This window comes from Methanobrevibacter sp. (assembly GCF_045577275.1).
Classification (GTDB): domain Archaea; phylum Methanobacteriota; class Methanobacteria; order Methanobacteriales; family Methanobacteriaceae; genus Methanobrevibacter.
On sequence record NZ_JAZNIB010000176.1, the window covers coordinates 1 to 11,598 of the forward strand.

The following is an 11,598-nucleotide window of genomic DNA, read 5'->3' on the forward strand; positions in this document are numbered from 1 at the left end:
TTTTTTTAAAAAAATTATAAGAAAATAAGTGTATTTTTTTTTAAGAAAAATTTTGAAAAATTCTTAAGAAAAAAATCTAAAATCTGTGATGAAAAAATTCTACCGAATAAAAATAAAAAAAAATAATGATGAAAATAAAAAATAAAAATTAATTCTTATTTTCCAAATAGTTTTTAGCATCACTTAAGATCTTCATATGATCAAATGCAATATTCAAATCATCTAAATCATCAAATGAATATACACCAATATCCTTAGCATCATCATCCGCATTTGCATCATCAAAGTTTCCACGAGCCAAATAGGTGACAGATACTGTATGTCTTCTTGGGTCACGGTCCGGTTCTGAATAGACATCAAGAACCCTAATCAGTTCAACATCAATTGATGTCTCTTCCTTTGCTTCTCTAATTGCGGCATGTTTAGTGGTTTCACCATAATCTACAAAACCACCAGGCAATGCCCAAGAATTCTTAAAGGGATCGTTTTTCCTTTGAATAAGTATAAACTCATGGTTTTCATTAAAAATAAAAATGTCAACAGTCAATGACGGAATTTTGTATTTAATATTATCACCCCAAAATAAAATCAATAATATTGATTAAAAATTCATAATTAATTTAAATATGGAATAATAGAAAATAAAAGAAGATAAAATAATGAATAAAATAAAAATAGGAAAGATTAGAACAATCCAATCAAGAGAAAAAGTTTTGGTCAAGGTTTTTGAGCCGAAGGCTCAAAAAGCTTGGGTTATATTCCTTCGACTAATTCTTTAAATTCAGCAGTTTCTTCTTTTAATCTTTGAGCTGCTCTTAAGAGAGAGTCTCTTGGTCTTTTTGTTCTTTTGGTTTTAATGGTCATGATAGGTTCGCCGGTAAGTGGGTGGTCAATACCATAAACCGCATATTCTACATCATCATCTTCCATGAGATATTTTCTTAAAACATTACAAAGAGAGTGGTTTTCTCCATGAATAATCATTTCAAGTTCTAATTTGGTATCTTTAACAACTTCAATTTCCATGTTATCTTTTCCTTAAATAAATGAGCTTTTCAACAGTATGATATAATTAATAATCATAATTTTTAGAAACTTTTCTTTTCTCTTTTCTATCACATACAGGACAGTATACTTCAGATTCATTGCAAGGATCCATAAAGGTTCTGCATTTGGTACACATAGCCTTTACGACACCTGAAGTGATGTCTTCAGTATTCAAATCAAGGTTATCTCCCATGATTTTAACAACTTTTGCTTCAATTAAGTCTCCAATTCTAAAAGCGTCTGTAAGTTTATCAATGTATCCCGGAGTTACTTGAGAGATGTGAATAGCTGCCATATAAGGAAGAGCCAATTCACGGTTGGTTCCTTTCTTAGCATAAATAGTAATTAAAGCTCTTTGTCCACGTACATCCTTCACTTCACCGTATACAATATCTCCAACTCTCAATAAGTTTGGACCGCCGGATTTTGATATTACAGAGATTTCCTTTTCTTCAACATCGATAAATACATTTCCTGGAACACCTGATTTAACACTTCCATCATCTTCATATGCTCCTGGACCTGGTAAAAATTGTTCACTTACACTTAAGAAATCACCAGGCATTACAAAATCTCCAGATTCAATTTTCATCTAAACACCTCATTTGGCCATTAAGCCATATTTCAATTTTAAATCCGATTTTATAATTCCATTTATAAAATCAAAGACAATGAATTTAAATTCTAGACTTTATAATTCCATTTATAAAATCAAGAGGACGAATCTAAATTCTAAATTTTACAATTCCGTTTATAAAATTTATTATAAAAAATATGTTACGCAAAATTTTCATAAAATTGTCTATTATTTATATGTAAATTATTTATGTTTTTTAGTAATATATAAAAAATTCGGTTTTTAGAGTTTGTTTTTAGATTATAAAACAAATAAAGACAAAAAATAGAAAAAAATTAGAAAAATAAAAGAAATGAAAATCTATTGATAGTATCTATCTTCAAATAGTATCTCATCTAATTGATACTTTTCCCATTCTCTCTTGTTTAAAACAATCTCCAACTCTTTAGGAGTGATGACTGGTTTCTTATACATCTGAGAGTCATCAATAGCTATCCTTGGACATGCAGTTACAACAAATGCTTCAAGTTCCATATAGGGGAGCAAAACATCTGGATTGACATGATCCATAAGCAGAACATAAGCTTCCATTCCTTCATCTTCAATCAGCTTTTTAAGTTCCTTAGCCAATTTCATCCTATATTGCCCTTCCTTGGAAGAGACAATGATTCCCCATTTTGTAGCTTCCCTTGCCTTTACAATTCTTGCAAATCTGATTCTTAAAATCCTATCTGCATAGGCACTCATTTCACGAATGTCACCACTGTATGGGTCAATAGCTAAAACAGGAGCTTTTGTGAATAAGTAGATTCCTAAAGGATGGAAATTGCCACTTCCTAAAAACAAGTAAACTTCAGCACCTAAGTTCTTTATGGAAGCAAAATTGCATCCTAACACCTGACCTTTTCTTGTGCTTCTTGAAGAACCTATAACCACTTCCTTTCCATTGTCCTCCAAAAAGTCAACAATCTCATCAAGCAAATGGAGATGTTGGGCTGTTGTTGCAATGGCCACTTTGGAATAATCCTGCAACTCTTCCAATGCTTCCTCCAAATAATCCTTAACCTTGACATTAGCTTTGGCTTCAATAAACATTGTAGGAATGCTGTATTTAAGTGGGAGAGGGGTGTGTCCATAATGAACAATGAAATCCACGATTCCATTCATTTTCCTATCTGAAACATCACAGGCTCCAAAGCAAGGATCTGCAGATACGATAACAGTAGCCTCTGTTTGCTTTTCAATCTCACGAGCGAGAGCTATTGCCTGCATCTTAAGTCCTTCCGGAAACTGCAAACCTACATTCCTAACATTCAAAGAGTTAATTTTCTTTATAACCCTCTTTAGTTCCATATCATATAACGCCATTTTATCAACTAATTCAATAACTAATTCAATATTTTAAAAATAAACAGGTTTAATCCTGATTAAATCCAAGGTTTTAAGATTAAGTGAATCAAAATAAAAATGAAAATAATAAAAATAAAAAATTAAATATAAGATATAAGAGCAGAAACTGATTATATCAATGAATCTGCGATTACTTTTCCATCAACTACATCCAATTTTACAAGAGTCTTAATTTCTTCACCGGTAGCTTCCTCTACAATCTTTTTACCTTCACCTTTCTCTACAACTACGACGGTGTGAACCAAATTAACTCCCATAATCTTCAATTCTTTTATCAAAGCAGTAAGAGTTCCTCCAGTACTTACCACATCATCGACCAAAATGATATTGTCTCCTTCTCTCAAGTCGTTGACGTATAATTTAGAGGTTGCATAACCAGTGTGTTTCAAGATTTCATGTTCTCCTTCCAAACCATATTCCCTTTTACGAATGACGACAAAAGGAAGGCCTGTTTCCAAAGCCAATGCGGTAGCAATGTGAATACCCATCGCTTCAACACCTACAATCTTGTCAATGCTGGACAAGTCCAATTTTTCCTTTAAGACCTGTGCAATTTCCTTTAAGACACAAGGATCCAATGCAGGCACTCCATCACTTATACCGTGAACAAAATAATCATAATCCCCTTTTTTAACAACTGGCGCATTTCTTAATGATTCTACTAATTTTTCAAGCATTTTAAAACCTCTTAACTACTAAAAACATAAATATATTTATCAAACTAAATTTCTTTGAAATCCGTATTAAATCCCAATAAATTTATTTACTCCTATCAATAATTTTATAATAAAAGATAAATAAACTTTTATATAATATTAATTTATACATTAAAGTTAATAAGATAAACTATTAATAAACTATTTATCGAATATATTAAAACTTATCAAAAAAACTTATCAAAAATATTTAAAATAATTAATAAAACAATCTAAAAGGAAAAGATAATATGTCAATGTTAGGAAGTTTAGGAGAAAACCTTACAAACACCATGAAAAAATTGGCAGGAATGAGTGTTATTGACAAAAAGGTTGTTAAAGAAGTTGTAAAAGATATTCAAAGAGCTTTAATTCAATCTGACGTAAACATTAATCTTGTTTTAAAATTATCAAAAAAAATAGAAGAAAGAGCACTTAATGAAGAGCCTCCAAAAGGAATTACCCCAAGGGAACATGTAATCACAATTATCTATGAAGAAATGGTTAATTTGCTTGGAAGTGAAGCAAAAGAACTTGAAATCAATAAAAAGCCATTTAAAATATTGTTCTTAGGATTACAAGGTAGTGGTAAAACCACTACAATTGGTAAATTATGCAAATACCTTCAAAGAAAAGGTTTCTCTCCAGCAATTGTATGTACAGACACATGGAGACCTGCAGCATATGAACAGTTAAGGCAATTGACTGAAGACTTGCAAATCCAACTTTATGGAGACCCTGAAAACAAGGATGCATTAGACCTTGCCGAAAAGGGTTTGAAGAAATTCAAAAACCAAAAGATCATTATCTTCGATACTGCAGGTAGGCATAAAAATGAAGAGGACCTTATCGAAGAGATGAACAAATTGGATAAGATCATCGAACCGGATGAATCCATTCTCGTTATCGATGGTACTATCGGTCAACAGGCTGGAGAACAAGCAAAAGCATTTTCACAAGCAACCGATATCGGTTCAATCATCATTTCAAAATTAGACGGTACAGCCAAAGGGGGAGGAGCTCTCTCTGCAGTAGCTGAAACTGGTGCACCAATCAAATTCATTGGTACCGGTGAAAGAATCGATGACTTTGAAGCATTCGATCCTGAAAGATTCATCTCAAGACTATTAGGTATGGGAGACATCAGAAGCCTTATCGAAAAGGCAGAAGAAGTGATTGACGAGGATGTCGCTACCAAAACCATGAACAACATGCTCAGCGGAAAGTTCACCCTTATGGATATGCAGAATCAGTTTGACATGATGAACAGCATGGGACCTATGCAACAGGTCATGAACATGATTCCAGGTTTAGGTGGAAAGATACCTAAAGAAGCAAGCCAAATGACTGAAGACAAGATCAATGAGTTCAAGATCATAATGTCCTCAATGACAGAGGAAGAAATGCTCAACCCTAAAATAATCAAGCAATCTCGTATTCAAAGAATCGCAAGAGGTTCCGGTGTAGACGAGAGCAGCGTTAAGGAATTATTGAGATACTACAACAATACCAAAAAAGCGATGAAAGGTATTGGACGTAGAGGAGTAGGTGGAGGAGCAATGAATAGGCTTATGGGCCAATTCATGAAATAGATTTTATCAAATCTATTTCTCCTATTTGCTTTTTTGAAAAATAAACTCATTTTTATTATTTTTATTGGAATTTTTGCTTAAATTTAATTATTATTTTTTAAAATTATTTTTTTAAAGAGGAATTTAATGAATCAAGAAATACTAAACAAAGCAGAAGAATTGATAAATCATACTGATGGAAAAATCTGTAATCATTGCCTTGGACGTAAATTTTCAGACTGTGTAGAAGGTGATGGAAATGAAGATAGAGGCATTAAGATAAGAGAAGCTCTCAATCTAGAACCTTACACCATTGATGATGAAAAATGCGTAATCTGCAATGATTTGTTTGATGACATCAACACCAAAGTTCTTGATTTGGTAAATGAAAAAATAGAATTCCTCAATGTAGAATTTGACACTTTTGTTGTAGGCTGCAAATTGCCTAAGGAAATTGTTGAAACAGACCAGGAAATCAGCGATAAGTTTGATTTCAATGTTGAAATAATCAAAAAGGAAGTCAACAGGGAAATCGGCAAATTGCTTGAAGCCAATCTCAAGCAGAATGTTGACTTTGACGGTGAAGATGTTCTTGTAATGGTGGATTTGCGAAGAATCTTAAAAGAAGATATTGAAAATCCAATCAAAGTCAGACTCCAAATCAATCCTATATTTATTGAAGGAAGATATAGAAAGCTTGTGAGAGGAATTCCTCAAACCAAATGGCCTTGCACAAAATGTAAAGGCAGGGGATGTGAGGAATGCAATTTCACAGGTAAGCAATACCCCGAATCCGTTGAAGAGCTTTTATCTGAAGTGGTGCTTAAGCATACAAATGGTTATGAAGCCAAGTTCCACGGTGCTGGAAGGGAAGACATTGACGTTAGAATGTTGGGAACAGGTCGTCCATTTGTACTTGAGATAAAGGAACCTAAGATAAGAAAGATAGACCTTGAAAAAATAGCTGAGGAAGTTGCAGTTTCTGCAAAAGGAAAAACAGAGTATCTAAACCTTAAATTCACTGAAAGAAAAAGAAAGGCAGAGATAAAGGTATCCTCCCCAGACACATACAAAGTCTATAGGGCTCTTGTAAAATGTGAAGATGACATCAAGGAAGAGGATTTGGAAAAACTGCAGTCTCTACATATCATCCAACAAAGGACTCCAATAAGAGTATCCCACAGAAGGGCTGACAAAATCAGAGAAAAGGAAGTCAAGAACATTGAAGCTAAGTTCATCGACTCAAAGACCTTTGAAATGATCATAAAAACAGAAGGCGGCTTGTACATCAAAGAGCTCATTTCATCTGATGAAGGAAGATCCAATCCAAGCGTAACTGAAGTTCTTAAAACCCAAGCAATCTGTGCAGAATTGGATGTGATTGAAGTTGGAATCAAATAATATCAAATCCATCTTCAAAGCAACTTTTTTTAAATATTCATTAAATTATCTTAAAAAACATAAAGTTTATTAATATCCTAAAATATATAGTTTATTACTATCAAAAATAGAAGATTGGATTATTGCTGAAATCCAGTCACTAAAATTTTATGATATTTTATAATATTTTTGATATTTTTTTCTTTCAATATATAAAATTTAGATATGTTTTAATCAATTAAACCTACGGTTAAGGCTAAGTCTAAATAAGACTTATATATTGGCTTTTACAATGAATAGCTAAACCGAAGGGCTTATGCTATAGTATTCAACTTAAATATTATACTGGGCTACTAGCTATTTAAAAAGATATAAAATGATGGGTTTTATATTTTGATACACAATTAATTAAATATTAAAGAGGTATAAAAATGCAAAGATCCAGAGGATTTAAAAGTAGAAGTAGAAAAAAATTGACCAAAAGAGTAAGACCTGGTCGTTCTAACCCAATCACCAGAAGAATTCAACAATTCGAAAACGGTGATATGGTACATATTATCATCGACCCAAGTATTCAAAAAGGACAACCACATTCCAGATTCCATGGAAAAACCGCTAAAGTAGTGGACAAAAAAGGTAAAGCTTACATACTTGCATTAAAAGATGGTAATAAAGCAAAAGAATTAATCGTTACTCCAGAACACTTAAAATTACAAGAGTGAGTACAATGATTGGGAAAAAAACATTAGAAAGTAAACCAATACCTGCGGCTAAAGTTAAAGAAATTCTTGAAGAATTCAAAGAAAATCATGGCGATGAGAAACTCAGTTATGAACAGAACTTGACTTTAGAGCATGCAACTAGTCTAACAAAACTTTCCCTTGAAGATACTGAAAAATTAATCGAAGAGCTTGAAGCATATGTTGACTACAAAGTAGCTGTTCGCGTAGCAGATATTTTACCTAGAGACATGGCTGACTTAAGATTAGTTTTCGCAAAAGAAAGGAACGCACCTTCAAACGATGAAATGAAGGAAATTCTTGAAATTTTAGAAAAATACGAAATTAAAGAAGATGAATAATTTATCTTTTTTATATTCATCCTATTTTTCTATTTTTATTCTTCAAAGCCGATTTACTTTTTTTAACAATTTTTACTACTTTTAAAATTTTTTTTAAATTAACTATTTTTTAAAAAATACTATTTATTCTATTTTTTTCTATTTTTTATTAACTTCTATTTTTTATCTATTTTTTAAACCATTTTTATAAAAAATAAAAAAATTATAAATATTAATAAAATAAAAATATACTAATATTATATTAAATTTACAAAAAGTAAAATAAAATTTATAAAAAAATTGAAAGAAAATTATTAATTGTCAATTATGAGGACAAATATTGATTGACACTAATTGACACTAATTAATTTACTGACTAATAAACAATAATAGATATGAGGTGAAAATATGGATAATCCAAACATTGATAATCCTACTCCAAAAAAAGAAGAATATGTTATAATTTTAGATTATCTTAAATTTGGGTACGTAAATCCAGAAAGACCAAATGCACATGGCAAACCTATTGCACAAGCTATTGGAGTAGACAAATTCACATTAATCGAAGTTACACCTAAAGAAGGTATTGATTTAGATATTCATGACAAAGTCTATATAGGATCTGGAAAAAGGGATAAAGTAAATAGAGTAAAAGGATTATTAGACTTTGAAAACTTAACTGCAACCGCTAGAATCGAATTGGAATATGCTATCAAAGAGATCATTTCCGAAAAGGAAGACATCTATATAAAATTCTTCAATGAAATCGATTCTCTCAACATCAAAATGCACAAATTGGAGCTAATCCCAGGTATCGGTAAAAAGCACACTCAAATGATTTTGGAAGAGCGTGAAAAGGAACCTTTCAAAAACTTTGAAGATTTGAAGGAAAGGGTTCCTCTCCTTGGAGATCCTGTGGATATGCTTGCAAAAAGAGTTAGGTTAGAACTTGATACCACTACAGTCAAAAGAGGTAAAAGCAAATATTATATGTTTACCCAAGTTCCTTCCAGACACCCTGCAAACAAAAGAAAGAAATACGGCAAAGGCAGAGGCAAAGGAAGAAACAATAGGGGAAGAGGTAGAAAACCTAACAATAAAGGTAAGAAACCTCAAAATAAACAACAAAGTGAAAACAAAGAATAATTTATGAGTAAAAACTCTCAAATAGAGTTAAAACTCATTTCTCTTTTTTTATTTTTTATTTTTATTATTTCTAAACATGAACACTACTATTTTAAGGCTCGAAAGGTGATTGATTGACTGAAAAAATATCCTTGGCTAAAGAAACCAAACAGATTCTAAACGAAAATGGGATTATATTGAATAAGAATTTAGGTCAAAATTACCTTATAGATGATTTCAAAAGAAAGAAAATCATCGAATATGCAAAGCTTACAAAAGATGATACCGTCCTTGAAATTGGTCCTGGAATAGGAACACTTACAATTGAACTTGCCAAAAAGGCAAAGCATGTAATAGCAATCGAACAGGACACAACTATTTTTAATATACTTAAGAAACGTTTGGAGAAGGAAGGCATAGACAATGTAGAGCTCATCAACGGCGATGCAGTGAAAGTGGATTTTCCAGAATTCAATAAAATTGTATCAAATCTTCCTTATCAAATATCTTCACCAATCAGCTTCAAATTCCTAAAATCTGACTTTGACCTTGCAATTTTAATGTATCAGAAGGAATTTGCAGATAGGATGAACGGAAAGGTAGGAACAAAGCAATATTCAAGACTTTCTGCCATGTTATACTTCAAAGCAGAAGTCAAGTTCCTGACAAAGGTTTCTCCTGAATCATTCATACCCTCTCCTAAGGTAGATTCATCTGTTGTTCAATTAAAGCCAAAAAACATCAAATCAATAAAAATTGACGATGAAGAGTTTGCAATAGATGATGAGACCTACAAAGTATATTCAAAAGTCGTTAAGGCAATGTTCCAACATAGGAATAAGAAATCAAAAAATGCGCTTATTGATTCAAGACACATAATTGGATTTAAAGACAAGAAAGAATTGAAAGCAATACTTAACAACTTAGAGGATGAAAATCCTAAAGTGAAGGAACTACTGCTGGAGAGAACAATCAATCTATCTCCTGAAAGCATTATGGAACTGTCAATCTTATTGAAAGACCACCTTAAATAGAGGCATATTAAAATGAATTGCTCCTTAATAAGAGCATATCCAAATTGAAAGATCATATTACTGAGGATTATTATGAAAATGGGAAAGTTTGAAATAGAAACAGATGATATGGTTTACATTCCTTCAGATGACACTTTTTTATTGGCTGAAAACCTTGAAATCAAAGAAGGACAAAGTGTGCTTGAAATAGGAACTGGATCAGGTCTTGTTTCAATGTATGCAAGTTTGCTCACAGATGACGTTACAGCAACCGACATAAACTACAATGCTCTTGAACTTGCTGAGAAAAACTTCCGTCTCAACAATATCAGCACCATAAGACTTGAGTTCGGCGACCTCTTTGAACCAGTGAAAAATGAAAAGTTTGATGTGATTCTATTTAATACCCCATATCTTCCTACCGATTCTGATGATATTATTGATGGTGATTTAAATTATGCATTTGACGGTGGATTAAATGGAAGAAAAGTTATTGACAGATTCATTAATGAAGTGTCAAATCATTTAAACGATAAGGGAATTGTCCAGATAATACAGTCATCATTATCAGACAATGACAGGACATTGAATATGTTTGACAGGAATGGATTCGTTGCAGAAATAGCTGCAAGTGAAAAGTTCTTCTTTGAAGAGATCGTTTTGATTAATGCATATAAGATCTAAAACTAATTTATTTTATTTTGATGATATCATGCCAAAAAATACCATACAAACTACTCCAAGACCACAGCTAACAAAAGACTTGAAAAGTGAAGACTTCAAGGAATACTATTTTTTAAAAGAGGAATTAAAGGACTTCTGTAAAAATGAAGGATTGAAAGTAAGCGGAAGCAAGAATCAATTGGAAGAAAGGATTATTTACTATCTTGATACAGGAAAATCATTAGATGATTCAAATCCTATTGAAAATAAGAATAAAAATAAAAATAACTTATCTAAGCCTAATTTAAGCAAAGCAAGTTCCTCTGAAGAAATCACATTGGATTCAATTTTAGGAGATAACTTCAAGTGCAGTGAAGATAAGAGAGAATTCTTTGAAAAGGAAATAGGAAAAGGATTCAAATTTAAGGTTAAATTTCAAAAATGGCTAAAGGCCAATCCAGATAAGACTTATCAGGATGCAATCGATGCATACCATGAACTTCAAAATTCAAAGGAAAAGACCAAAATAGATAAGCAATTCCAATACAATCAGTACATACGAGATTTCTTCAAAGACAATGACGACAAGACATTGGATCATGCTTTAAAATGTTGGAAGCATAAAAAGAGTCTTAAAGGACATAATAAGTATGAAAAATCTGATTTAGATATATTAAACTAATTATAATTGCATATGTTAAATTAATTAAGAAAATATTTAAAAATCTTAAAATCATATTTATTCATATAATCTAGCAAAAATAATAATCTAAAAGAGGGACGATTTGATGAATTTAGAGGAGAAAAATTCACAGGAAATAGAAGATTTTCTTAAATCAAAAGGAGCGGAAGTAGTTGGTTTTGCTAGTTTAGAAGGTATTAAAAACGTTCCTAAAGAGTATCCAAACAGCATCCTAATAGGAATTCCAATAGAAAAGGAAGCTTTGAAAACCATTTATACAGATGACCAGTCAATATATGTTGAATCCATGAAAAGTTTGGCATTGAAGCTGAACGACATAGTTCTTGAAGGTGAAGACTACATCAAAGATCATAT

Annotated in this window: 14 protein-coding genes; 9 read left to right on the forward strand and 5 right to left on the reverse strand. The window is 31.7% G+C overall.

The genetic code is table 11. The features are described from left to right. Positions 1 to 148: 148 nt before the first annotated feature. From ACKI67_RS05230 to hpt, 5 genes are all read right to left on the reverse strand, one after another. Positions 149 to 568: an NUDIX domain-containing protein gene (locus ACKI67_RS05230; protein ID WP_407462381.1), complete on the reverse strand. Its 420-nt coding sequence runs from the start codon at positions 566 to 568 to the stop codon at positions 149 to 151. 185 nt (positions 569 to 753) lie between these two features. Beyond that, on the reverse strand, positions 754 to 1,026 hold the full coding sequence (locus ACKI67_RS05235; RefSeq protein ID WP_407462368.1) for a DNA-directed RNA polymerase subunit L: 273 nt from the start codon (positions 1,024 to 1,026) through the stop codon (positions 754 to 756). 46 nt (positions 1,027 to 1,072) lie between these two features. Then, positions 1,073 to 1,639 (reverse strand): exosome complex RNA-binding protein Csl4, encoded by a 567-nt coding sequence (locus tag ACKI67_RS05240; protein WP_407462369.1) that lies wholly within the window; start codon positions 1,637 to 1,639, stop codon positions 1,073 to 1,075. Between the two features lie 345 nt (positions 1,640 to 1,984). Then, positions 1,985 to 2,992: a diphthamide biosynthesis enzyme Dph2 gene (gene dph2 / locus ACKI67_RS05245; protein ID WP_407462370.1), complete on the reverse strand. Its 1,008-nt coding sequence runs from the start codon at positions 2,990 to 2,992 to the stop codon at positions 1,985 to 1,987. A gap of 152 nt (positions 2,993 to 3,144) precedes the next feature. Further along, the gene (hpt, locus tag ACKI67_RS05250) at positions 3,145 to 3,711 is read right to left on the reverse strand and encodes a hypoxanthine/guanine phosphoribosyltransferase (protein ID WP_407462372.1); all 567 of its coding nucleotides are present in this window, start codon (positions 3,709 to 3,711) and stop codon (positions 3,145 to 3,147) included. Between the two features lie 269 nt (positions 3,712 to 3,980). Between hpt and ACKI67_RS05255 the strand changes: the two genes are divergently transcribed. The 9 genes from ACKI67_RS05255 to ACKI67_RS05295 all read left to right on the forward strand — a co-directional run. Then, positions 3,981 to 5,321 (forward strand): signal recognition particle protein Srp54, encoded by a 1,341-nt coding sequence (locus ACKI67_RS05255; protein WP_407462374.1) that lies wholly within the window; start codon positions 3,981 to 3,983, stop codon positions 5,319 to 5,321. A gap of 126 nt (positions 5,322 to 5,447) precedes the next feature. Then, positions 5,448 to 6,701: a tRNA pseudouridine(54/55) synthase Pus10 gene (locus tag ACKI67_RS05260; protein WP_407462375.1), complete on the forward strand. Its 1,254-nt coding sequence runs from the start codon at positions 5,448 to 5,450 to the stop codon at positions 6,699 to 6,701. Between the two features lie 410 nt (positions 6,702 to 7,111). Next, positions 7,112 to 7,402 (forward strand): 50S ribosomal protein L21e, encoded by a 291-nt coding sequence (locus ACKI67_RS05265; RefSeq protein ID WP_292775781.1) that lies wholly within the window; start codon positions 7,112 to 7,114, stop codon positions 7,400 to 7,402. Between the two features lie 5 nt (positions 7,403 to 7,407). Continuing rightward, on the forward strand, positions 7,408 to 7,761 hold the full coding sequence (locus tag ACKI67_RS05270) for an RNA polymerase Rpb4 family protein (RefSeq protein WP_407462376.1): 354 nt from the start codon (positions 7,408 to 7,410) through the stop codon (positions 7,759 to 7,761). A 387-nt stretch (positions 7,762 to 8,148) separates the two neighbouring features. Beyond that, positions 8,149 to 8,886 carry a DUF655 domain-containing protein gene (locus ACKI67_RS05275; RefSeq protein ID WP_407462377.1) on the forward strand — a complete coding sequence of 246 codons (738 nt, stop codon included), beginning with the start codon at positions 8,149 to 8,151 and terminating at the stop codon, positions 8,884 to 8,886. Positions 8,887 to 8,999: 113 nt separating this feature from the next. Beyond that, positions 9,000 to 9,899 (forward strand): 16S rRNA (adenine(1518)-N(6)/adenine(1519)-N(6))-dimethyltransferase RsmA, encoded by a 900-nt coding sequence (rsmA, locus tag ACKI67_RS05280; RefSeq protein ID WP_407462378.1) that lies wholly within the window; start codon positions 9,000 to 9,002, stop codon positions 9,897 to 9,899. 78 nt (positions 9,900 to 9,977) lie between these two features. Next, on the forward strand, positions 9,978 to 10,562 hold the full coding sequence (locus ACKI67_RS05285; RefSeq protein ID WP_407462382.1) for a HemK2/MTQ2 family protein methyltransferase: 585 nt from the start codon (positions 9,978 to 9,980) through the stop codon (positions 10,560 to 10,562). Positions 10,563 to 10,590: 28 nt separating this feature from the next. After that, a complete protein-coding gene (locus tag ACKI67_RS05290) occupies positions 10,591 to 11,223 on the forward strand; it encodes a DUF6434 domain-containing protein (RefSeq protein ID WP_407462379.1) in 633 nt (210 codons plus the stop codon). A gap of 106 nt (positions 11,224 to 11,329) precedes the next feature. Continuing rightward, positions 11,330 to 11,598 (forward strand): hypothetical protein (locus tag ACKI67_RS05295; RefSeq protein ID WP_407462380.1); only part of this gene is annotated, 269 nt, incomplete at its 3' end.